Raw genomic sequence first — 24301 nt, forward strand, 5'->3', positions numbered from 1 at the left:
GGGAATGTGGCGAGTTGGGTGAAGGGGAATGTTCTTCTTGCCGGAAGAGTCGAGACAAAAAAAGGCCCCGCCGGTGCAGGCGGGGCCACTTCCAAGAGACAGGGAAGGAATACGGGAACGAACGCGAGTTCCTTGCTCTCGAGTAATGAAGAGCCGCAGCGGCGTGCGGTCGCCGTCGCGGTAAGGGCGTCAGTCGCCCAGTACCACGCCCACGCCGACGCGGAAGATCGGCCTGTCGCCCTGCGCGACGGACACACCGGCGTTGAGGTTCACCCGGCCGTTGTCGCTCCAGCGCGATATGCCGACACCCAGCGCGGTTTCACCGCGATAGCTCGCCATGCCGGCGTTGAGCACGGTCTTGCCCGGCATATACGGGGTCACCGGAATCATCGCCGAGGCACTGGCGATGCCACGGTTGGCCTGGCGGCTGGCGTGGTCGATGCGGTCGTTGACGCCCTGCCACACATCGTCGATGCGCTGATCGGTGTAGGCATTGGCTTCAGCCATGCGCTGGTTCAGCTGTGACACGTTAACCGCGTCGGTATCGCGCACACCGGCCTTCACATTGGTAATCTGGCGCTCGTAACCACTGCGTCCCACCGACACGGTGTCGTCGCGATCGGCTACCGATCCGGCCCCCAAGGCCACCGCGTTGTCGGCTTCGGCCTTGGCACCGGCACCGACCGCGACGCTGGCGTTACCCGAAGCGACCGCGCCATTGCCCGCAGCGACCGCGCTGGCGCCTCCGGCCTGCGCACCACTCGACGGCAGGCCCGGCGCGCTGCTGTTGTCCGGCACGTCGCTGACCGGATTGCCGTTGGCGTCGAAGTACGGGTCGTCGCCACCGGAACCGCCACCGTTCTGTTCGATATGCGTCACGCGATTGTCGATGTTGCTGATCTGGCTATGCAGCTGGTCCTGCAGCGCGGCGATCTGACCGCCGTTGACCGCGTCGCGGCTGCCGGCGGTGATGCGACCGTCGGCCACGTTGGTCAGCAGGGTGCCGTTGACGCCAGCGAAGGTCACCTGGCCACGGTTGCTGTCGGCATCATAGGTCACCGCGTCCAGGGTCTGGCCGCCTTCGCCCACCAGGCCGGCGTCCTTCAGCTGGCGCAGGTTGACCGCTTCGTCGTCCTCGGTCGCGTCGGCCACGTTCTTGATCTTGACTGCGGCTGTTGAATCCTTGCCACCCAAGGTGATGCTGTCGAGCGCGTCGCTGTCGTACACCACCGCGTTCATGGCGGTGCCGTCCTCGCCGATCAGGCCGGTGGCCTTCAGCTGCGAGACGTTGACCGCATCATTGTCGGCCACGCCGACGGCGACGCCGCTAACCACGCGATCGCCTTCGGTGCCGGCCAGATTGACCCGGGTGCCGTCGGTATGCGCGGCCACGGTGATGTCACGGCTGTCGGCGTCCTGGCGAACCAGACCGATGCTGCCGTCATCGAAGCCGTCTTCGAGCTGGGTGACGCGGTTGTCGATATGGGTGACGCGGCCGTCCAGTTCGGTGATCAGGGTGGTGTTCTGCTCGACCTGCTGGTTGGTGGCATGCAGCTGCGAGCCGTTCACGGCGTCACGGCTGTCTTCCGAGACCTCACCAGCGGCGACGTTCTTCAGCACGGTTCCGTCGGCGCCGCCGAAGCTGACCGAGCCCTTGTCGGCGCCGTCGTACATCACCGCGCCTTCCAGCGAATCGCCAATCAGGCCGGTCATGTCGTCGCGGATGCCCTGCTCCGTGGACTTCAGCTGCGAGACGTTGACCGCGTCGCTGTCGGCCACGCCACCGGCCACGCCGCTGACCACGCGATTGCCTTCGGTGCCGGCCAGGTTGACCCGGGTGCCGTCGGTATGCGCGGCAACGGTAATGTCGCGGTTGTCCGCGTCCTGGCGGACCAAACCGATGCTGCCGTCGTTGAAGCCGTCTTCCAGCTGGGTGACGCGGTTGTCGATGTGGGTGACTCGACCGTCCAGGTCAGTGATCAGGGTGGTGTTCTGCTCGACCTGCTGGTTGGTAGAGTGCAGCTGCGCGCCGTTCACGGCGTCGCGACTGTCTTCTGAGACCTCACCGGCAGCGATGTTCTTCAGCGTGGTGCCGTCGGCGCCGCCGAAGCTGACCGTACCCTTGTCGGCGCCGTCGTACATCACGGCATTGTCCACGGTGTCGGACAGATCACCAATCGTGGTGTTAACCGTGGTGAACTGGTTCTGCACGTTGGTGGTCAGGGTGCTCACGTCGCCCTGCAGTGTGGTGAGATTGGTCGTGTTACTGGTGGTGCGGCCGTCGAGATTGCCCAATGCGCTGCCAACATTGTTGTGGTTAACACCGCCGACCGTGTAGTTCGGGGCCGTGATCTGGCCGGCCGCGTCCACGGCCGCGCCGCCGCCCAGCGCGGCGGCCACGCTGCCGGCCGTTGCCTTCAGCTGGGAGAGATTGACTGCGTCGGTGTCCAGGGTGGCCGCGGCGACATTCACGATCTGGCGTTCGGCGCCGACGGCACCGACGGAAAGGGTGTTCGCGCGATCGGCGACCGAGGCCTGGCCGATGGCGATTGCGTTGACGCCGCTGGCTGTCACCCGGGCCGTGCGGCCGATGGCAGTGCCGTACTGCGCATTCACGTCCACCGTGGCGCCAGCGCCGAGCGCGACGGAGCTATCCGCCGCCGCGTTGGCGCTGCTGCCGAGCGCGATCTGGTTGGCACCCAGCGGATTTCCGTCCGCATCGGCGGCGCCGGCAGTCGCGTTGAAACCGAGCGCCACGGAGCTGGAGGTCAAGGCGCGGGCCTGGGTGCCGGTCGCGATGGTGTACGACTGATTCGCCTGCGCGGCGTAGCCCGTGGCGATGGAATAAAGCGCGCTCGCCTGAGCGTCGCGGCCCGTGGCGATCGCATCCTGCGCGGTCGCCTTCGCCCCATTGCCCAGGGCCGTGGCGAATAGCGCGCTTGCCTGTGATCCGTTGCCCAGCGCGGTCGCGTTGGAGCCGGTGGCGGCGGCGTCGGTTCCTACGGCGGTGGCACGGGAACCCACGGCGCTGGAGCCGCCGCCCAGGCTCAGGGTGTAGTTGCCGTTAGCGGTGGCGTTGTAGCCCATAGACACCGCATTGGAACCGGCGGTGTTGGCGCGATCACCGATGGCGACGTTGGCGATGTTGGTGGCCTTGGCGCCACTGCCGATCGCGACTGCGCGTGCCCCCGCAGCCTCCGACGACGGGCCTACCGCGACCGCGTCGGTGCCGGTGGCGATACCGCCGTCCAAGCCACCCATCAGGCCGATGCCCGACGGCGACGCGACGGTCTCCTCGATCACGCACACGCCCCGCTCGTCGCGGGTGCCGGCTTCGCCTTCCGGGGTGGTGCAGGCGTCAGCCGCCAGCGCGCCTGCGGCCGGGAGTGCCAACGTGACGGCCAGCGCGGACAGACGCAAAGCGGCCTTCTTCTTGCGGCCCTTAGCAAGCTCGGAGACGACCATCCAGCGGCCTGTAGCGGCATTCCACACGATGCGATAGATCCTGTTCATGACAATTCCTCGTGGTTGATTCAATCGAGGCCCGGCCGCTTTGGTGATAGGGCGGCCACAAACACGGGAACGAGCCCGGTTTCGTGTCCTCGGCGAACCGCATCGGGAATCAATGCGACGCTCCGGAGGGCGTTCCGGAATCGCGACCATCGCGGTTCCGGGTCAGCCAGGGCCGTGCAATGCATGGCGTTTCTGGCACGAGGAGAATTTTCCACATGGGGGCGGACGCTTGAATGCAATAACTACGAAATCTAGGACGGCCTGAAAGTTCGTTCAGCCAGCAGGCGAAGAATGGTCGTGCGAGAGTGGAAAAATACAACTTGTTGTATTGCGCTGATCTGCCGGCACGGTGCAACGATCGTTGGCGAAAGACCGCGGGCACGGTGCCGCGCGCAATCATCCGGAGGAACCGGCATGCAGGGGCGATACGGGGAAGCCGGCGGCGGGACCGCCCCGGACGGGGCTTATCCGGACAAGCCCTCGTTGCGCAGGAAATCGAAAAGCTCGGCGTCGTTTCCGATACCCAGCTTGCGCATGGCGTCGCCCTTCTGGCGACTTATGGTGGTGACGCTACGGTTCAACTGCGCAGCAATCTGGGTGACCGACAGGCCGGTGGCGAGGAGGCGAAGCACTTCCAACTCGCGCGGCGAAGGTGGCTTGCCGGTGCCGCCGGACACCGCTTCGCTGCCCAGTTCGGCGATGCGTTCCTTCAGCGCCTTGCTCACGTAGGGCTGGCCGCGATGCACGGTCTGCAAGGCCAGCGGCAGTTCGTCCAGCGACGACGCCTTGTCGATCAGGCCCAGTACGCCGGCCGAGGCAACCGTACGCAGGATGCCCACGTTGTTGGCCATGCTCAGCATCAGGATCGGCAGTTTCGGATAGCGGCGGCGGATCAGACCGAGCATGGCGAAGCCGTCGGGCTGCTGTCCGCCGGGCATCGCGAAATCGGTAACCAGCACGTCGCAGGGCTGGCCTTCCAGCGCCTGCATCAGTTCGTCGGTGCCGTTGGCCTCGGCGACTACCTCGCCAATGCCGCTGCTTTCGATGAGCGCGCGCGCGCCGATTCGCACGACGGGATGATCATCGGCAAGAATGATGCGAAGACGCATGGGCTGTAGTCGCGTGGGCTAGAATCCGGCGTACGGGCCGGAACCGGAATCGGGCAGTCCAGCATGAGGAGTATCTGTCGCGTGCGTACGCATTCCATTCTCCATTGGTTGCTGTCTGGGATGTTGGTATTGCTATGGCTGCCGCTGCCAGCGCTCGCCGAGGAAGGCGGTTTGCTATTGTCTCCCACGCAGGCGGCTTGGTTGCGCGCCCATCCGACGGTGACGGTCGGATTGTACGACAACGATTGGCCGCCCTTCGAGCGGGTGCGCGACGGCAAGGCCGAGGGCCTGGCGCACGATTATCTGACCGAGGCGGCGGCCCGCTTGGGCGTCACACTGACCTCACGCCGCTATTCCAGCTGGACCGAAGTGCTACGCGCTGCCTGCGCGGGCGAGATCGATGTGGTGATGGATGTGGTGCTGACCGCCGAACGCACCCGTTGCCTGGTGTTCAGCCGGCAATACGCCGAGGCACCCGTCGCCCTGGTCACCCGCCTGCAGGACGGACGAGCATCGCGCGAGCCGGAGCTGGCCGGGTTGCGGGTGGTGACCGAGCGAGATTTCGCGCTGTCGGCGGTGACGCGCGAACGCTATCCGGAGGCGACCCATCTGGAAGCAGACGGCACGCTGGCCGCGCTGCGGATGGTGTCCGATGGCCAGGCCGATGTGTACGTCGGCAATGCCTATGTTGCCTCGGCACTTATTGCCGAAGCCGAGATCGCCCGAGTCGGCCTACTACGCCAGACCGATCTGCCGCTGGATTCACTGCATTTCGGCGTGCCCAACGCCAAGCAGCCACTAGCCGAAGCGCTGGACGCCGCGCTGGCTGCGATTCCGGAAGCCAACGACCACGCGATCCGTAACCGCTGGTTGGCGCCGCTGCACTGGCAAGGCAGCGGTACGATGGTGTTCACCGCCGACGAGCAGGCAGTGCTGGCGCAGCAGCTGAAACTGGGTTTCGCGCCATCTTGGGCACCAATTTCTTTCTTAGACGAGGAAGGCCAGCCCTCCGGCGTGGCCGGTGACTATCTGAATAGGTTCCGCACCGCCGGCGCCGGCAAACTCCAGACGGTGCGGCTGGAGAGTTGGCAGGCAATCCGCAACGCGATGCGCGACGGCCAATTGGATGCGGTGTTGGGTGTACCCAATGACACCAGCGTGCTGGGCGCCGGCTGGGTCTTCAGTCAGCCGTTCCTAACCATGTCCAATGTCATTGTGGTGGGCGATGGTGCCGGGCGTGTCTTGGACATGGGAGATCTTAGGGGGCATCGGGTTGCTCTGTCGGATCCGGAGCGGCTCGGCCCGCTGCTGCGCGCGCAGGCGCCCGACGCCATTCAGGTGCCGGTGGCCGCCGCGCTGGATGGATTGGAACAAGTACGCAGCGGCAAGGCGTACGCGTACATCGGAAACTTGGCGGTAGTGGATCGCTATCTACGCGATCGCTATTCCGGGGAGTTGCACGTGGCGGCGCCGGCCGGAGTGGAGGACAGGCTGTCGCTGGCCGTGCGCAAACAGCACGCGGCGCTCGCCATGGCCTTCGACCGCATGCTGCTCAGCATGACCCCGCGCGAGCGCGAGGCCATCCGCACCGACTGGCTGGCGGTGGAATACCGCGCGGACTTCGACTGGGGCGAGTTCCTCAAATGGGCGTTGCCACTTGCGCTGATTCTTCTAACCGCCGGACTCATGCACGCCATCGGGCATGTGCGCCTGCGACGTGAAGTGGAGCAGCGCCGACGGGTGGAACGGCGATTGGAGGAAGTAACAGGCAACTTGCCGGCGGTGGTCTACCAGGCACGCCGTGCGCCGGACGGCAGTTTCTCGTTCCCGTTCATCGCTGGCGACATGCCGTCGCTATTCGGCATCAGCGTCGAACAGGCCACCGACAACGAGCGGGCTTTGTTCGACCGGGTGCACCCGGAGGACCAGTCGCGGCTGGCTGAAGAACTGGAACGCGCGGCGGCTGTGTTTGACGGCATCGCCATCGACTTCCGGGCGATGGCCGGCGAAGACTGGCGCTGGATCCGTTCGCGCGGGCAACCGAGTCGCGCAGACGACGGCTACGTGCAATGGAGCGGCTACTGGATCGACGTGACCGATACCCGGGCGCAGAAGGAAGCCTTGGTGGCGGCCAAGGCTGCGGCCGAGCAGGCTGCCGAGACCAAGGCCAACTTCCTGGCGACGATGAGCCACGAGATCCGTACCCCGATGAGCGGTGTGCTTGGAATGCTAGAAATGCTTTCGCACACGCGTCTGGACGGAGAACAGCGGCGAGTGCTTGCGATCATTGGGGATTCGGCACAAATGCTGCGGCAAATCCTCGACGACATCTTGGACTTCTCCAAGATGGAAGCCGGCGCGCTGCAGCTGGAAGCGACACCGGTCAGCTTGCACCGGGTGGTAGACAATATCCAGCGGATGCTGTCGACGCAGGCTACTGCCAAGGGCCTGCGGCTGGGCAACCGCATCGACCCCCGCATCGCCTTGCGCTATGCCGCCGACGGCGTACGCCTGCGGCAGATCCTGTTCAATCTGCTGAGCAACGCGATCAAGTTTACTCCTCAGGGTGAGGTCGCCATCGAACTGGACCTGCTGGATTCGCGCGCAGACGCGCAGCGGATCCGGCTGGCAGTGCGCGACACCGGCGTAGGCATCGCCGAGGACCAGCACGAGCGGCTGTTCAGTCCCTTCATCCAGGCTGAAGCCTCGACCACACGGCGTTACGGCGGCACCGGCCTGGGCCTGAGCATCTGCCGGAAACTGGCCGAGCTAATGGGCGGCGAATTGACCCTGCACAGCGCGCCGGGGCAAGGCACGCGGGTGGAACTGGATGTCTGGCTACCGGTGTCGGACGAAGACGACGAGGCTCCCGACGACATGGCCCTGACGAATGCGGCGGACGGCGCTGCCGATGCGGTGCCTCTGCCGCCAGCTTGGCGCGGCCGACGCGTGCTTATCGTCGAGGATCATCCGACCAACCAGGATCTGATGCGCTGGCGGATGCAGCAGCTGGGCTTGAGCCATGAAGTGGTGGAGGACGGGCAGGCCGCGCTGGACGCGTTAGCGCAATCCCTGTTCGATCTGGTCATCACCGACTGCCGCATGCCGGGGATGGACGGCTACACTTTTACCCGTGAACTGCGCCGCCGCGAGGCCGCAAAGCCGACGGCCAAGCGTATGCCGATCATCGCGTTGACTGCGAGCGCGCTGGAGGAGGAAGCGCGGCGTTGCCGGGAGGCCGGCATGGACGACTTCCTGGCCAAGCCGGTACCGTTGTCGGTCCTGCGTGAGACGCTGCTGCGTTGGCTGCCGGCTACCGGGGGAGGGAGCACTGCGGACGATGCTCCGTCGGCCAAACCTACGGAATCGGCGGAACTCACATCGCAGGTCGACGATGCGCCTGCCAATGCTGGCGCGCCGCCATCGCCGACTCGCTCGGACCTGATCGCGCGCTTCGGATCGACGGATCTGGTCGAGCGCATGGTGGACAGCCTGCAAGCGGCGACTCGCGGTGATCTTGCGGCGCTGGATGCGGCCATCGCCGCAGGCGACCCGGCTGGCTGTGGTGATGGTCTGCATCGCATCGCCGGAGGACTGGGCGCGATCGGCGCCGGCGAACTGGCGCGGGCGGGGCGAACGTTGCAGGAAGCGGTAGAGCGCGATGGCGTCACCGCTCACCTCGAAGACCTGCGCGCTTTCCGCACGGCGCTGGAAACCTGTCTCACGCGCCTGTTGGCTTAATTCACTTTCGTATTTGTTGCATAGGAACCGCCCGCAGCCACAGGCAAGGTAGCGCGTGTCGCCACTGACTGCGCATACGCGCCGACGAGGTTTCCTATGCATCACGGATTCACACAGGCCCCATCCCGCCCCGCGTCGCCGCCCGGGGCGGACCTGACGCTCGACTGCCTCCGCCAGGCCGCACTCGCCGGGCTGTTGCGTGAAGCGGGTGTCAGCGATAGCGATGCTTTGTATCCGCTGCTGGCCCGCGTCTTGGGCACACATATGGACAGCGGCCACGACAACCCGTTGGCCAACGCGTGCATCCGCGACGACCTGGACCAGCTCGAACTGCTGTTGGCGCTGGAAATCGAACGCCACGGTCTGCGCATGCAGTCGAAAGCGCCCACGTGCGCGGATACCACCGCGCACCAGCGCATCGGCTGAGCGCGGACCGCCCTTCCGCCTGGAGCCGGTTCGCGCGGGCCTTGCTTCCCTCTATGACCGGTGGCCGCGACTCGGTCGCCGGGCCCACCCCGCCCCCGGAACCTTCGATGTCTCGATTCCTCTTCTCCCTGCTCCCACGTGCGCGCCGTTGGCGCAGCCACGACATCATCGGCAGCGTCGATCACGACGCCATCGTTGCCTACATGCTCGATTCCGGCGTGGCGACCCCCCGCTATCTGTTCATGACGGTGATGTCGTGCGGCATTGCCATCCTTGGCCTGCTGCAATCGTCGGCAGCGGTGGTGATCGGCGCTATGTTGATCTCGCCCCTGATGGGGCCAATCATGCAGCTCGGCTTCTCGCTGTGCGTGGTCGATTTCCGGATGATGCGACGCGCACTGACGGCTCTTGTAATCGGAACCGCGCTGGCGCTGCTGGTGTCTTTCCTGATCGTTCGGGCATCGCCGCTGCGCGAGGCCACCAACGAGATCCTGGCGCGCACCCAACCCAATCTATTCGATCTGATGGTGGCGGTGTTCTCCGGTCTGGCCGGCGCGTACGCGGCAATCACTCGCAAAGGCGAGACCATCGTCGGTGTCGCCATCGCCACCGCGCTGATGCCGCCCTTGGCGGTGGTCGGTTACGGGCTGGCGGTGGGCAGTACGCCGATTGCTGGCAATGCCTTCTTTCTGTTCATGACCAACTTGTTGGCGATCGCGCTCAGCGTCACCCTGGTAGCAAAGTGGTACGGCTTCGGCGTGCGCAATTCACCACAGCACACCGCTTGGCAGGCTGGGCTGATCGCGCTGACCTTCGTGGTGCTGGCGGTGCCGCTGGGTCTGGCGCTGCGTGACATCGCCGCCTCGACTTGGGCCGGCAATGCCGCGCGGGTGGAAGTGGAGGACTATTTGAAGAACCATAAGGGCGCGATCGACGGCTTCCACGTGGACAACCGCAGCGAGAAGCCACAGTTCAATGTCGTGGCCATCGTTCCGCACTACCTACCCGGCGCCAGCATCGAATTGGAGCGGAACATCCGCGCGCGGCTGGGACGCGAGGTGAAAGTAGCGTTGCATCAGACCCTAGAAGCCAGCGACAGCTTACTCAACCAGCGGGCAGAAATGGACCGCCTGCGTGCGCAGGTGGAATCGCTGGACACGAGGCTGAGCAGCGGTGTTGAGGCGGCGCATGCGCAGGTGGCCGCGATTGACTCGGCACGCGAACAGGTCACCGCGCAACTGCTGAGTGTGGAGATCGCCGAGCGGGAGCGCATTGCGGTGGTGTACCTGCGCGATCCGGCAATGCTGGCGGGCGGCGAAGCCGAACGTATTGAGCGGCGCCTAGCCGCGACGATGCCCGACTGGACCGTGCTGGTGCGCGGACCGAAGCCGGATAGCACCACGGCGGACCGGGCCGCAGACGCCGGCTTGGCCGGTCGCGGCGCGCCGTACTGACGATTCGTATTTGTTGTATTCACCGGCGTTCAAGTGGCCGGAACAATAGCATCGCACGCGCTCAGCCGGCGCACGGAGCGAGACCATGCAGACAATGACCGAAGTACTGACGAGTGGAATTATTCTGGCCAGTAATCCTGTGGCGTATGCCCTGGTCCAGTTGGAGACCACACACGTAGTCGCCCTGGGTGGGCTGCTGTCCGCACTCCTGTGCCTGTCGCTGGTGTTCGCGCTGTGGCTGCGCCAGAACCCGCGCCCTCAGCATGCATGGCTGGCGGCGATCAGTGCGGAATCCAACCTTCCGGGACCGGGAAGTAGCTCGCCGGCGTTGCAGGACGCGCTGACCGGCCTGCCCGTACGGATGATGCTGGAACAGAGCCTGCGCCTGCCCAAATCCCGGCACGGCCGCATCGCAGTATTGGTAATCGGCATGGATGGCTTCCGCGCGATCAATCAAATCCACGGACACGCCTTCGGCGACGATCTGCTACGGCAGGCGGCATTGCGCATCCAGTCGTGCATCCGTCAGCAGGATCTGATTGTGCGCCTGGCCGGCGACGAATTCGCTCTGATGATGCGAGTGGAGGAATCCAGCCACGCCAAAGTCGTTGCCAAGCGTCTGCTGCAGGGTATGCACCACCCCTTCATGGTGCGCCACACCGAGATCGATGTCTCGGCCAGCATCGGTATCGCGGTGGACACCGCTACCGGCACGCAGCGCAACCGCCTGCTCACTCAGGCGTCGACCGCGTTACGTGAGGCCAAGGATCTCGGCCGCAACCGCTTTTCGGTATTCGACGCCTCGATGGGCGCTAGCGTATCCGAAATCGAACTGATGGTTGGCGACCTGCGCAAGGCGCTGCGCGAGGACGAACTTTTCTTGCTGTACCAGCCCAAGCTGGATTTGCAGGCGGGGCGCATGGTGGGCGTGGAGGCGCTGCTACGCTGGAACCATCCCGAGCATGGCCAGATTGTGCCGGACTACTTTATTCCCCTGGCGGAGAAGACCGGCATGATTGTGGAAATCGGCCGCTGGGCGCTGCACGCGGCTTGCCGGCAGATGCGTCTGTGGCGCGACGAGCAGGCGTTGGACTGGAGCGTGGCGGTCAACGCCTCGATGTTCCAGATCAATTCTCCCGCCTTCTTCACCGATGTATGCGAGGCGCTGGAGCGCCACGACATCAATCCGGAGCACTTGACCATCGAAGTCACCGAATCCGGAGCGATGCGCAATGCCGAGTTCAGCCTGATGGTGTTGCGCAAGCTGGCCTCGATTGGCGTGCGTATCTCGCTGGACGACTTCGGTGTCGGCCATTCCAGCCTGACCCATCTCAAGCGCTTCCCGATCCACGAGCTGAAGATCGACCGCAGTTTCGTTAGTGGGGTTGCCGAGAACACTGAAGATGCCGCCATCGTCAAAGCCATCATCGCGCTGGCCAAGGCAGTGGGCTTGTGGGTGGTGGCCGAGGGCGTGGAGACCACCGCGCAACAGGCGGCGCTGGCGGAAATGGGCTGCGACGCGATCCAGGGCTATCTGATCAGTCGGCCGGTGGAGGCCGGCGAGATCACGAGCATCATGTCCAGCTACAACCGCCGCCAGCGCGAAATCGATGATCTCCTGTTCGGAGCGTGAGGTCGGTCCGGCCCGTTACAACGCTTCGGGCCGCCCATGTTCAGTTGCATTATAGGTCAGCAAAGGCGATGGTATCACTGGACCGGCCAGCCTTTCGTAGATTCTTGTGAAACCAAAATGAATGGCAATGAATAGTAGAGACGTCTACTAGCAACAATCGCTACTCGGATGAGTTCAAGTCCGAGGCAATTAAGCAGATGGTCGTACGCGCCTTCACTGTGGTGAATGTGGCGCCTTCTTCTCTTACCACCACATGGTTCCGAGAATGAGCCGACGGGGGAACTGTCACGACAATGCGGTGGCAGCGAATTCTGACATTAGCCGGATTGCCGCAAACGACCTAGATCTCTCCAAGATCCTTGAGTACGGCTTGCCCCTTCTGCAAGAACCCGGCCAGCAGCCGCCCCCCGGCCACGCTCCGGCCCAGCTGCTCGTTGAGGTGGCTGGCCTGCAGGCGCGCATGGGTCAGCAGATCCTTCTGGGCCATGCTAGGAATCACAGCCTGGAGCGGCTCGCCTGGCGAAGCCAGCTGGCCCCCGACCGGCTGAACCACGCAAGGGCGCCGGCTGCCGCTCTTGGCATATGCCGTAGCCATCATCCGGCCGTTCTTCGACGACCACCCACCAAGCACCAACTCGGTCCCGAGCTGCTCGATCGACAATCCTGCCTCGACTGCCGCCTTCTCGTAGTTCAGCCACAGCTGGTCCACCACCATCCCCAGCTCGGCAGATAGTTGTTCCATTGTGAAATCTGCGCGGAAGCTGGCCTGCAGAGCCAGCTCATAAACCCGAAGGAAGAACTGCGTAGAACCTCGCGTAGCAAACACCAAGTTGTGCTGAGGGATCAACAGCAGCTTTGCCCCTGCGGAATGTTCCCCTGTGAGAGCATCCTCTGCCAAGGTATCCACGGCAACGACAAGGTGATCACGAGTGAGCAGAACGTTGAGGATGCTCATGGCGGACTCTTCCAGACGTCTACAAACTATCGCCTTCCCACCCCTTGCCTGTCCAGACTGCCATGACCTCCGAGATCGCAGAAATCCTTGAGCGCCTCCACGCTTGCGAGGCCGCACTTGAGATGCACCGCGGCTACCTCAAAGCAATGGAGAATGGGTTGTGGGTTTCGTTTCTAACGCACCAAGGCCCAGGGGTTCTGCTCGACACATGGACCAGACTGCTCCCCTCGATCGCCCATAGCCACTAGAGAGAGGGCGGCCAGCAATTTGCAGCCGCATTCCAGCAATCCCTGATAGTTCTGACTGAGCAGATCGGCGCCGAGTGCAATAGACCCTAAGCAGCCAAAGCGTACGGCTCAGTGAAGTGGACAATGTCTGCTCTCGGCCAGGAAGCGGTCATCCACGCCGCACAATCGTGCCCAGAGCGCGCTTCAATTGCTCTGCGGGTTCGCTGCCGCGCGCCACGCCGGCCACGCCTCGCCGATCACGCCCAGCGCGGATTTGAGGAACAGCAGCGCGATCACCGCGCCTGCTGCGATATCTGGCCAGCGGCTTCCGGTCAGCGCAACGCCACCGGCGGCCATCAGCACACCGATGTTGGCGGCGACATCTTTGCGGGAACACTCGAAGGTGCTTTTCATGTTGATGTTGAGTGCGCGGAACCATCAGGGTTCGTACGGCACTTGGGGGCTGCGGTCTCTCTCGGATAGAGGTGGGACGAGATCCCACGACCCAGCTACCGTTGGTCGAGAATGAAGGGAGGTTTCGGGCCCGTTAAGTAGGCTCAACGACGAGCCAGCTCGGCGAGCTTCATCTCAGCGCTAAGTAGAAGCGAGCGCAGGTGGTCACGCTCCGATTTCAGCTCGCTGATTCGCGCAACCGCGTCCGCCAGCTTGAGCTCGAGCGAAGTAGACTTGGCTCGCTCGCTGAGTAGTGCTCCGTCTCTTTGGGCAACATGGGCTTGAACTTCCGCAATCAAAGGCCCGAAGCGAGACTTCTTAAAGTGGGCAGGAGGGATGCCCGCTTCTCTCGCAACGTTGTTCTGACTGACGAGCGCCCCAGGTGGCAATACTTCTGGCTGACCCGATTTCAGCCTATCGAATGCGGCTTTCAATCTGTCGAGCAGGGGAGGTTCATTGCTCATTAGATCTCACTCTGATGACGAAGTCCTTAAGCGCTGAAACTTGGCCCTCAAGCGCACGCATCCTCGGGCTATCTCCAGAAGGGCGCAATGCTTCCAATAGAGGCTCGCTGTGGGCAATCAACTTCTCCGCACGTACTACATTTCCCTTGTCCAGCAGTGCTTCGGGACACGTTACGCAATGGGACAGCGTGTCATAGCCACCATACTCACAGTCCCCCTTCTTTAGGCAGACACCCAGCAGGGTAGGTCTCACGGAAAGTGTGCCCTGGCTAGCGAGCTTCGCAAGCCCCTTTAGATCTGAGGTGCTGATCAACTCCAGAAGGCGATCCTTGTGGGCTGAGCCATGGGGAGAGAAGTGCTTCGAGTCAGCAAGCCCCTTCGCGACTCGGGCCGCCTCATTGGCAAGCTCCTCCGCAAGCTCAATGCGCATCGACTCGTTGAGCGAGAGGCTGTGGTATCCGCGCACATAGTACTCGGTCATTCCAAGGTGAAGATGTTTCAGCTGAAGCTGGATCGAGCCGAGCGCGACTCGGCCAGAGCGCACGGCATTCACTACCAATGTCCGCCTCAGCTGATGGAAGGAAAACGGCCAAACCTTCCCGAGTACAACACGTCCCCCAGAGCTACCGTTGATGAGTTCGGATACTCTAAGGTCGTCTTCAGTGACCTTCAGAGTCTCAGGATCAAATAGCCACGGATAGTTAATTCTTTCGATCATTGAAACCCGCGGTGGATCGATACTGTACCGCTTCTTCTTCCAGCCTAGTACGGACGTAAAGAGCCAGTTGCTGAAGCTCCCTGAGACCAGTTTGGTGTCGCGCATCTCATGATGTACCGAGGAAATGGCTTCCAGCACCTGGACTGCCTTTGCAGCCAAGTCGCTACATATCCAAGTAGATTCCGTTATAGGCTGTATCTTTGCGGGTACTCCGACTATCAAATTTGCCGGTCCGATGGCGGCGTCTTGGTGCTGACGGAGGCACCCTCGCTTGAGCTCGCGAGCCTCTGAGATGCGCATGCCGCTATGCGCACACAGCAAAATCAGGGCGGCATCTCGTATCGCCGTGATGTAAGTCAGGAATGGGTGGCGGTGCTCCAGCGTGCCGTATGCGGTGTCGAAGATGCCCACTAGTCTCGCAGGTAACGCGGAAAGGTCTTCCGTAGCAAGTTGGCAGTCTGGTGCCGGGACAAGGTTGAACGCCTCGTGCAGTTGGCTACGTATCGCATTCTTAAGTAGGTCGATATGAGTGATTGCGAGCGATACAATCGCATCGCATTGATTCAAGACGTAAGAATGGATCCGATTAGGGATGTAGAGTGTTTGATTGGCTGAATATCCTGTTGGGTAGAAGCTTGGGATAAGTGCCGGTGGGCAAAGCGTAAAGCCTATTTCTTCACTCAGCAGGGCCAGTTCATGCATAAGCAGAGGTGCGGATCCAAGTGAACTTGGGCGGATTCGCTTTCGAAGTTCTGCCTGGCATTTTTTGGAATTTCCGAACTCCGAGATCAGAGTTTGTGTGGAGTTGCAGGCCTTGAGGATGTCCTTTAGGCGGCAGAGTTTGGTGTGGAAGCTGCCGGCCCCGAGGGGGTGGTGGCCAATGTAGAGTAGTGCAAGTACTACGACTTTCGCCGCAGCTGCGTTGCTCTGCTCTAGATCATCCGTGTTCTCATCATTGGCGAACCGCATGGAGATCGATGACGTGTGGTATGCGGAGAATATCCAACAGTTGTCTTCGTATCGACTGCAAGGTGATCCATCTGATTTGTAGGAGACTACGAAATCGGGGGGTACGTCGTGGATGCTGGCAAGGCCGCTAGGAAGAGGGACGTCTGGGTGTTTCGATTTAAGTCGGGAAGTGAGCATCAAGCATCTCCCTGCGCGAACCTAATGAGGAGGTCCCAGGATGGATGGAACTGTCCGTCATTCACTTTGCGATCTGCGATCTGTGCCCATGCCTCGTGTTGCTTGTTCTTCTGCGAGAAGGCGCGGATGATTGATCGGATGCGGCGCATGGTTTCAAGTATCGGCCGCGAATGTTCTCTGTTTGGGTGGAGGTGACTTTTGAGTTCGAGTCGCTTCAGCTGAAGGTAGCTCCTCAATCTCCAAATGTAGTCTAGGCTCGACACTCCCTTGTAGTTTTCACAGAAGAGGCATCCTGCCATCGTGTCGCAGTTGGGAGTGGGTGCATCGGGCGAAGCTATCGTCAATGCCTTGGGGTTGTCCTTCTGAGTGCATGGCGCACCATCGACTGCACGCGACACCCGAAGCGCGGCTACTTCTGACTTGAAGAACGCAGTGAATTCACTCGCCGCTCGTTGTGGGCTTCTACGCACATAGTTCTTGGCGTACGTTTCACGGCTATGTTGGAGAATCAGTGACTCCGTGCCCGGATCTCCGCTTATCTCCATGATGCTATTGGACTTGATCTTTCTGAGTTCGATGGTCGTAATGAACGGAACGCCAAGCTCATTGAAGATATTTCTTAGGTTGCCACTGTGAAATTTTCGACTTGCAGGACCGCCTCGCTGATAGATTGGGAAGAGCAGGCTTGACTTGAATTCGGTCAAATGGGTTTCGCGAAATTTCAGATATGCAGAGAAGATGGGCAGGTATGGCTTGGGGATGGTGAACAACACGTCATGCCCGGCGCGAGCCTTGAATTCCCTAAATTCGTAGTGATCTCCTGCGGACCGTCTGCTGTACTGTTCGACCTTCATCTTTTGAACTTCGGCAAGATTCATTCCGGTCATTGCTATGAATAGGAATGCCTCTGCAGTTACCCTAAGGTTAAGCAGAGGGAACCTGCGATGTAGGCTTGTGCCCTTAAGGGTATTTTGCCGTCTTGCGACATCGTAGCCGTACTTGGTCGACGTCGACCTCCACGTCCCAGAGTAGTGGTAGTAGATCGGGCCGCTCTTCCTGACCTGGATTGGCAATGGTAGGGGCGCGTAGAGCTTATCTGGTTGGAGGCAGTCGATAAGCGAGATGAGGTCCGCGATGTACTGCTGAACGACTTCGCTTCTCGCATCGTTAGTCTTCAACGCCAATGATGCTCCGCGCTTGGAGATCCCAAATGACTTCAACAGCAGTGTTGAGTCTTGCCCGGTTACGCCGGCTAAAATTCTAACGACGTACTGCTGCTGTGCGAGATCGTGCGGGGAAGCTGTTTTGAACGATCTGGTCCAACCTTGGACCGCGATGAAGAATGTTTTCGCAGAGACTTGGACTGACTCTCGGTCGCAGTAGTTAAAGAACGTCCTGAGCGTGTTAAATATTGTTTCGCGAGTCGAGTCAGCCAGTTCGCCGAGCACGTGCCTCTCTACTATGTGTTTGTGAATGGATTTGAGAAGTTCGTATCGCAGTAGATCGTATTTCCCAAACTTCCCCGAGCGTATCTCTGTATCAACCGTCATGGTCGGGCGCTTGGCGGCACCGATGAAGGCTAGCCTGGAGAGATCCCATGGCAAAGATCTGCCAGTCTTGGGGCGGGGAATAATGAGAGGCTCAGGGAGTCTCATGAGTGAGCTCAAGGAGCCATTGCCCATAGACGTCGTTGTACTTGCCGACGATTCGCCTCTTCTGCGCGTGCTGGACATAGCGGAGAGCGGTCCGCTCATCTGATTGGCCCAGGAACTCCGTAATGATTGAAAGCGCGGATGTTACAGGGATCCCTATGGCCATCGCGGCATCTAGCAAGTTGCATGCGAATGTCGCTCGGGAGTCGTGAAATCGAAAGTCTTCGATCGGGACGTCGCTGGCTTGTGCGATCGTCCTTATCCTATGCATGGCTACGCCAATGGCGCTGCTCGGAATGCCGTCGTCATCATGATAGGGACGACCCTGCGGGGTTAGGAAGAGGTACTGAGAGTACCGACCTTCATGCTTGATGGCGCGTTTTAGGCGCCGGACCGAAGTTATGTAGCTCGTAAGGCGTTGGATGAGCGCGTCTGGTACGACGGGGGAGTAGTTCGTTGAGAACTTCGTCATCACCCCGTGCGCGGGACCGATCTTGATGGACTTGTGGCCTTTCAGGTTCGTCGACGCAGCCTTTTCGATGGTTTCGCATTTGAGGTCTGTGATGCTGCCCAAGCGAATTCCAGAAGAAAAGCCAATGGCGAGCATCAATGTCACTTCTGTGCCCGCATGTGCCTCGGATAGCGTCAGGATTCGCTTCTGAAGTTCTGCCGGAACTGGCTTCAGTCCACCTTCCAAGGTCGATCTAGGCGCGGTCCTTCGTCGTTTCAGGGGCATGCTCGAGACTGTCTTCTCGACTGTCTTTGATCCGAACCTTGTAAAGACTTGGACCTGGGTCGTTCGAGTCAAGAACGGCTTGCATTCGTCTGCAAGTTGGCCGGTAGAGGTGCACCAGATGTAGAAGTTGGCGACTGCTCGTAATTCTGTTTGAGCGGTCGAGTATGCACCCGTACCCTCTTTTACATTGAGGTTCCTGTGCGACTTGTACAGGTAGGTAGGCTTTTCTGAATCCGGCTTGTCCAAGTCGTTCCACGCCAATCCATTGGCTTCCAGAAAGTTGGCGTAGCTGACTAGGCCGCGAGCGTCTCTAATGATTGTCTTTGCGCTTAGATCTTCGGCAGGATCGCAAGCGCGACTGGCAAGCCAAGTATTCGCTTCCGTCCAAGGTAGCCCGGAAGCCAGGCGAATGTATGGCAACTGCCGCTTGGGTTCAGGGACGTCATTGATGGACATGGAGACTGACCAAAGATGCTGGCCGTCAGCCTCTCCATGGTCGAATCGCTGAAACTGAAACAGCTCGAGCGTTGCCATTGGCCGATCCTGAATTCTGCCTGTACTGCATTGCCCGACACTACTGCATTGGAGTCAAGCAGTCCATTGCATGGAAGTAAGGTGTACCCTGGAACAGTTCCTCGCAGGCGATCAGCCGGTGGCGGTTGTCCAGGAACAGCGCCATGAAGATCTCGCGGGCCTGGCCGCGCAGGCGGTGCTGCAGGTAGCGGCCGACCGCGGCCGGGTTGTTGCCGACCGCCTCGCCCTGCTGAAGCTCGGCGGCCAGGTAGCGATGGGCCAGTTCCAGGCCGGCGGCCAGTGCACAGCTTCGTGCCGGCCCCAGCCCCGGCAACCGGGCCAGCTCGCGGGCCGGGCGGTCCAGCAGCACGCGCAGGGGGCCATGCGCCTGCAGCAGGTCGCGGGCGGTCTGCACCGCGTCGCGTCCACCGAAGCCGGAGCCGAGAAACAGCGCCAGCAGCTCTGCGTCGGACAACGTGGCGGGGCCGCGGGCGATCAGCTTCTCGCGGGGACGTTCCTGCTCGGGCCAGTCATGGATGGGCATGCCTGCATCATCGCCAGCGCGGGTGATGCGTCCCATCAGGGCAGGGCGCACGCCCGGGTAGGCTGTTGCCTCAGTCGCGTCGCGACTGCAGATAGGCGAACAGCTCCTGGTTGTTCTGCAGCCCCAGCTTGCGCTTGGCTTCGGCCTTCTGCCGGCTGATCGTTTTCGGGCTGCGGCCGCAGTGGACGGCGATGGCGTTCACTTTCAGCCCGGCGGCCAACAGGTCCAGCACTTCCTGTTCGCGGGCCGACAGCGCCGCCGGCTCACGCGCGAACATCAGGTCGCGCGCCTGCAGGTGGTCGCGCAGCTGCTGCGAGACGAACACCTGCCCGGCCATGGCCGCGTTCAGGGCCTGCGGCAACTCGCCGAAATCGGCGCACTTGTCGACCAAGCCACTGACACCTTCACGCAGCAGGCCATCGAGCAGGCCGGGGTGACGGGCGCCGGTAAGCACCACCACGGGCATGCCCGGGTGGCGTGCGCGCAGCTCAGCGATCAGTTCCGGGCCATCCGGGCCGGTGCCCGGCATGGAGAGGTCGGTCAGCACCGCGTCGCAGCCGTGGTGCTCGACCAGCTGCAGCAGCTGGGCGCCGTCACGCGCGCTGCCGACGACCTCCATCAGATGGGTCTGCAGCACGATGCGGATGCCGTGCAGGACGACGGGATGGTCGTCGGCGATGATGATGCGCGGGTGCACGCGGAATCCTCGAAAAGCGAAGCGGCACACCTGCGGTGGCCACTGACGATTCTGCAAACGTGGCCGGCCAACAGGTATAGGAAAGTTCCGAATCGCAGTGTCTTGAACCCCGGAAGCGTTGTGGCGCAAGTCCCATCTGCTGATAGCCGCCCGCTATGTGTGCCGTGTACCGGGACATTACCGACCATCGGGTAAGCTAATGCCCTCGTTTGCACAGGAATTCCAGGTGGCTGACTCCCCCAACGCTTCCCCCGCGCCGGCCCGCGCGCTGGAAGGCCAGAAACTGCTGTTGTGCGTCGGAGGCGGGATCGCGGCCTACAAGGCCCTGGAGCTGGTGCGGCGCCTGCGCGATGCCGGTGCCCAGGTGCAGGTGGCGATGACCGCCGGTGCCCAGCAGTTCGTCACTCCGCTCAGCTTCCAGGCCCTGTCCGGGCAGCCGACCCGCACCACGCTGTGGGACAGCGCCGCCGAGCAGGCCATGGGCCACATCGAGCTGGCCCGCTGGGCCGACCGCATCGTGGTCGCGCCGGGTACCGCCGATCTGCTGGCGCGGCTGGCCCAGGGCCATGCCGATGACCTGGTCAGCACCCTGTGCCTGGCCAGCACCGCACCGCTGACGATCTGCCCGGCAATGAACCACCGGATGTGGCTGCATCCGGCTACCCAGGCCAACATCGCCCTGCTGCGCCAGCGCGGTGCGCAGGTGATCGGCCCGGTCGATGGCCCGCTGGCCGAAGGTGAATCCGGTCCCGGCCGGCTGGCTGAACCGGGCGACATCGTGGCCGCGCTGGTGGCCAATGGCGGTACCGCTGCGACGGTTGCCGCGCCGGAAACCCGTGCCCTGCAGGGCTTGCGCCTGCTGATCAGTGCCGGCCCGACCTACGAAGACATCGATCCGGTGCGCTACGTCGGCAACCGCAGCAGCGGCAAGATGGGCTTTGCCCTGGCCGCTGCCGCCGCCGCGCTGGGTGCGCACGTGGTGCTGGTCAGTGGCCCGGTCCAGCTGCCGACGCCACCGGGCGTGCAGCGCATCGACGTGCGCTCGGCCGCGCAGATGCGCGATGCCGTACTGAAGTCGCTGCCCGCCGACATCTATATCGGTGCCGCCGCAGTGTCCGACTACACCCCGCGCCAGGTCGCCGCGCAGAAGCTGAAGAAGACCGCCGACAGCCAGTCGCTGGTGATCGAGCTGGTGCGCACGCCGGACATCCTGGCCGAAGTCGCCGCGCAGACGCAGTCGCTGAAGCTGGTGGTCGGCTTTGCCGCCGAGACCCACGACGTGGAGAAATATGCACGCGGCAAGCTGATCGACAAGCGCCTGGACCTGGTGATCGCCAACCAGGTCGGCATCAGTGGCGGTGGTTTCGAGAGCGACAACAATGCCGCCACGGCCTTCTGGCAGGACGGTGAACAGGTATTCCCGGCCACCTCCAAGCGCGAACTGGCCGAACAACTGCTGGCGCTGATCGCGCGGAGACTCCAGGCATGACCCAGGCATCCCTTTCCCGACCGCTGCAGGTCAAGCTGCTCGATCCGCGCTTCGGCGACAGCTGGCCGCTGCCGGCCTACGCCACCGAAGCCAGCGCCGGCATGGACCTGCGCGCGGCGCTGGATACCGCACTGACCCTGCAGCCGGGCGACACCGCGCTGGTGCCCAGCGGCCTGGCCATCCACATTGCCGACCCGAACCTGTGCGCGGTGATCCTGCCGCGTTCGGGGCTGGGCCATCGGCACGGCATCGTGCTGGGCAATGGCACCGGCCTGATCGATGCCGACTACCAGGGGCCGCTGCTGATCAGCGTCTGGAACCGTGGCCGCGAGGCCTTCACCATCGAGCCCGGCGATCGCATCGCGCAGCTGGTGGTGGTTCCGATTGCCCGCGTCAGCCTGCAGGTGGTGGATACTTTCACCGACAGCGTGCGGGGCACGGGTGGATTCGGCCATACCGGGGTGCGTTGACAGGGGACATCGATGAGCGGCATCGGGGAAGGACAGCGGGGACGGTCGTTGGGTCGCAGTGCGCCACTACTGGGGGTGCTGCTGATCCTGCTGGCCGGCTGGTTCGGATGGAGCGCGGTGCAGCAATGGCGGCAGGAGGCCAACGGCCAGGCGCTGGAAGAAGCGCGCGACCAGGCCGTGCAGGGCCTGCAGCAGGCCGCTGCAGGCCAGTTGCAGCAGCTGCAGCAGCAGTTGAAGAACGATCGCGTGCAGCAGGCGCTGCAGGCCGGCGATGCCGCTGCAGCGGCGCTGGCCGTGCGCGAGAGCTGGACCGGGGTTGAGCAGGTCGAGGTGCTGACGGCCGATCTGGCCAACGCCTATGCCGATCCGGCCACCTTCGGGTATGCACGCCTGGCCCTGCTGGAAGCGGCGGTGGCTGAGGGCAAACCCAGCCTGCGCGTCGTCCGCGATGGTGGCGGCAATCGCCTGGGCCTGGCTGCGCCAGTGCAGCTGGGCAGCCTGGGGCCGGCCGTGATCTATGTCCGCCAGCCGCTGCTGCGGCTGACCTCGCCGCTGGACCAGGTGCGTGCGCCGTCCGCAGGCTTCCTTGGCCTGCGCCAGGGTGGCTTCGATCTGGTCACCCAGGGCGACGCGGGCCTGTCCGAAAGCGCCGAAGCGCTGGCGCGCCCGGTTGCAGGCACGCCGCTGCGACTGGTCGCGTCGGTACCGAATGTCGACGCCGGTCCGCTGGGCCTGGGCGCGCTGGCCAGCGCCATTGTGGCGTTGCTGCTGGCGTTCATTGCCGTGTTGCTGGTGGTGGGACGTGACCGACTGCCGAAGTCGCTGCCCTTGCCGCGCCGCGCCGCAGCGTCCGAGGCCGACCATGGCCCGACCCTGAGCGAGAGCCTGCAGCAGGCGCCGCCACCCGGGGCCGCTGTGACCGGCAGTGGCGATGTGACACCACCGCCGCCACCGCCGGTGCCGGCCGAGGAGCTGGCCGCCGGCATCTTCCGCGCTTATGACATCCGCGGCGTGGTGGGCAGTGAACTGACACCGAAGACCGCGGCGCTGATCGGCCAGGCCATCGGCACCGTGGCACTGGAGCAGGGCCTGCGCGAGGTGGTGATCGGTCGCGATGGCCGCCTGTCCGGACCCGAGCTGACGGCCGGGCTGGCCGAGGGCCTGCGCCGTGCCGGCTGCGCGGTGATCGACATCGGCCTGGCGCCGACCCCGCTCGTGTACTACGCCGCCTTCCATCTGCGTACCGGCACCTGCGTGGCAGTCACCGGCAGCCACAATCCGCCCGAGTACAACGGCTTCAAGGTGGTCATTGGCGGCGAGACGCTGTCCGGCGATGCCACCACCGATCTCTACCAGCGCATCGTCGAGGGCCGCCTGGTGCAGGCCGCCGAGCCCGGTGACTACCAGCAGCGCGATGTCAGTGCCGACTACATCCAGCGCATCGCCGATGACGTGCAGCTGGACCGCCCACTGAAGGTCGTGGCCGATGCCGGCAATGGCGTGGCCGGCGCACTGGCGCCGCAGCTGCTGGAAGCGATCGGCGCCGACGTCATTCCGCTGTACTGCGATGTCGACGGCACCTTCCCCAACCATCATCCCGACCCGAGCGAACCGGCCAACCTGGAAGACCTGGTGCAGACGGTCAAGCGCTTTGGCGCCGATCTCGGCGTGGCCTTCGATGGCGACGGCGACCGGCTGGGCGTGGTGACCGGCGAAGGCCGGATCATCTACGCCGATCGCCTGCTGATGCTGTTCGCTGCCGATGTGTTGATGCGCAATCCGGGCGCGATGGTGATCTACGACGTGAAGTGCACCGGCAAGCTGTCCGACCATGTGCTGCGCAACGGTGGCAGCCCGCTGATGTGGAAGACCGGGCATTCGCTGATGAAGGCGAAGATGCGCGAGACCGATGCCGAGCTGGCCGGCGAGATGAGCGGCCACTTCTTCTTCAAGGAACGCTGGTTCGGTTTCGACGACGGTCTGTACGCCGCTGCGCGATTGCTGGAGATCCTGGCCCAGCGCGAGGAAACCCCGGACGAGGTGCTGGGCGAACTGCCGGAAATGGTCGCCACGCCGGAGCTGAAGGTACCGGTGGCCGACGGGACGCCGCATGCCCTGGTGGCGATGCTGGTGGCGGCGGCGCAGTCGCCGGACAACCCGTATGTGGGTGGCCGCCTGTCGACCATCGATGGGCTGCGCGTGGACTTCGCCGATGGCTGGGGCCTGGTGCGTGCCTCCAATACCACGCCGGTGCTGGTGCTGCGCTTCGAAGGCAACGACGAGGCCGCACTGGAACGCATCCAGGCCCTGTTCCGTAGCCAGCTGCAACCAGTGCTGGGCGACACCCCGCTTGGGTTCTGA

At 63.2% G+C, this 24301-nt stretch carries 16 protein-coding genes and 1 pseudogene; 7 read left to right on the forward strand and 10 right to left on the reverse strand.

Annotated elements, in window-relative coordinates; all coding sequences use genetic code 11:
* Positions 1-189: 189 nt before the first annotated feature.
* Both ACZ75I_RS01440 and ACZ75I_RS01445 read right to left on the reverse strand, forming a co-directional pair.
* Positions 190-3513: an ESPR-type extended signal peptide-containing protein gene (locus tag ACZ75I_RS01440; protein WP_219626891.1), complete on the reverse strand. Its 3324-nt coding sequence runs from the start codon at positions 3511-3513 to the stop codon at positions 190-192.
* A 464-nt stretch (positions 3514-3977) separates the two neighbouring features.
* On the reverse strand, positions 3978-4622 hold the full coding sequence (locus ACZ75I_RS01445) for a response regulator (protein ID WP_180868048.1): 645 nt from the start codon (positions 4620-4622) through the stop codon (positions 3978-3980).
* 81 nt (positions 4623-4703) lie between these two features.
* Between ACZ75I_RS01445 and ACZ75I_RS01450 the strand changes: the two genes are divergently transcribed.
* The 4 genes from ACZ75I_RS01450 to ACZ75I_RS01465 all read left to right on the forward strand — a co-directional run bounded on the left by ACZ75I_RS01450 (position 4704) and on the right by ACZ75I_RS01465 (position 11876).
* Positions 4704-8363 carry an ATP-binding protein gene (locus ACZ75I_RS01450; RefSeq protein ID WP_180868046.1) on the forward strand — a complete coding sequence of 1220 codons (3660 nt, stop codon included), beginning with the start codon at positions 4704-4706 and terminating at the stop codon, positions 8361-8363.
* 96 nt (positions 8364-8459) lie between these two features.
* A complete protein-coding gene (locus ACZ75I_RS01455) occupies positions 8460-8789 on the forward strand; it encodes a hypothetical protein (RefSeq protein WP_258009407.1) in 330 nt (109 codons plus the stop codon).
* 107 nt (positions 8790-8896) lie between these two features.
* Entirely contained in the window at positions 8897-10243 is a 1347-nt protein-coding gene (locus ACZ75I_RS01460; protein ID WP_180868044.1) for a TIGR00341 family protein, read from the forward strand.
* Between the two features lie 85 nt (positions 10244-10328).
* The gene (locus tag ACZ75I_RS01465) at positions 10329-11876 is read left to right on the forward strand and encodes a putative bifunctional diguanylate cyclase/phosphodiesterase (RefSeq protein ID WP_180868042.1); all 1548 of its coding nucleotides are present in this window, start codon (positions 10329-10331) and stop codon (positions 11874-11876) included.
* Between the two features lie 340 nt (positions 11877-12216).
* Here ACZ75I_RS01465 and ACZ75I_RS01470 read toward each other — a convergent pair whose 3' ends face one another.
* The 8 genes and pseudogenes from ACZ75I_RS01470 to ACZ75I_RS01505 all read right to left on the reverse strand — a co-directional run bounded on the left by ACZ75I_RS01470 (position 12217) and on the right by ACZ75I_RS01505 (position 19981).
* The gene (locus tag ACZ75I_RS01470) at positions 12217-12831 is read right to left on the reverse strand and encodes a hypothetical protein (protein WP_180868040.1); all 615 of its coding nucleotides are present in this window, start codon (positions 12829-12831) and stop codon (positions 12217-12219) included.
* Between the two features lie 431 nt (positions 12832-13262).
* The gene (locus ACZ75I_RS01475; protein ID WP_258009406.1) at positions 13263-13472 is read right to left on the reverse strand and encodes a hypothetical protein; all 210 of its coding nucleotides are present in this window, start codon (positions 13470-13472) and stop codon (positions 13263-13265) included.
* A 143-nt stretch (positions 13473-13615) separates the two neighbouring features.
* A complete protein-coding gene (locus ACZ75I_RS01480) occupies positions 13616-13975 on the reverse strand; it encodes a hypothetical protein (RefSeq protein ID WP_180868038.1) in 360 nt (119 codons plus the stop codon).
* Positions 13965-15662, reverse strand: a complete 1698-nt coding sequence (locus ACZ75I_RS01485; protein WP_180868036.1) for a site-specific integrase — start codon at positions 15660-15662, stop codon at positions 13965-13967. The genes ACZ75I_RS01480 and ACZ75I_RS01485 overlap by 11 nt, the downstream gene beginning before the upstream one ends.
* A 176-nt stretch (positions 15663-15838) precedes the next feature.
* A complete protein-coding gene (locus ACZ75I_RS01490; RefSeq protein WP_472958595.1) occupies positions 15839-17494 on the reverse strand; it encodes a hypothetical protein in 1656 nt (551 codons plus the stop codon).
* Positions 17481-18761, reverse strand: a complete 1281-nt coding sequence (locus tag ACZ75I_RS01495) for a site-specific integrase (RefSeq protein WP_180868032.1) — start codon at positions 18759-18761, stop codon at positions 17481-17483. Before ACZ75I_RS01495 ends, ACZ75I_RS01490 begins: the two co-directional genes overlap by 14 nt.
* An 82-nt stretch (positions 18762-18843) precedes the next feature.
* A pseudogene (locus ACZ75I_RS01500) lies at positions 18844-19284 on the reverse strand (UPF0758 domain-containing protein); the annotation flags it as partial.
* A 70-nt stretch (positions 19285-19354) separates the two neighbouring features.
* On the reverse strand, positions 19355-19981 hold the full coding sequence (locus tag ACZ75I_RS01505; RefSeq protein WP_061478747.1) for a response regulator: 627 nt from the start codon (positions 19979-19981) through the stop codon (positions 19355-19357).
* A 199-nt stretch (positions 19982-20180) separates the two neighbouring features.
* On the opposite strand from ACZ75I_RS01505, the gene coaBC reads away from it, so the two are divergent.
* From coaBC to ACZ75I_RS01520, 3 genes are read left to right on the forward strand one after another with little or no spacing between them, the layout of a single operon-like run.
* Complete coding sequence (gene coaBC / locus ACZ75I_RS01510; protein WP_061478746.1) at positions 20181-21470, forward strand: bifunctional phosphopantothenoylcysteine decarboxylase/phosphopantothenate--cysteine ligase CoaBC; 1290 nt, start codon at positions 20181-20183, stop codon at positions 21468-21470.
* Complete coding sequence (gene dut / locus ACZ75I_RS01515; RefSeq protein WP_061478745.1) at positions 21467-21940, forward strand: dUTP diphosphatase; 474 nt, start codon at positions 21467-21469, stop codon at positions 21938-21940. Before coaBC ends, dut begins: the two co-directional genes overlap by 4 nt.
* A 12-nt stretch (positions 21941-21952) precedes the next feature.
* Complete coding sequence (locus ACZ75I_RS01520; protein ID WP_180868030.1) at positions 21953-24301, forward strand: phosphomannomutase/phosphoglucomutase; 2349 nt, start codon at positions 21953-21955, stop codon at positions 24299-24301.

It is taken from the genome of Stenotrophomonas sp. X, from assembly GCF_055721025.1.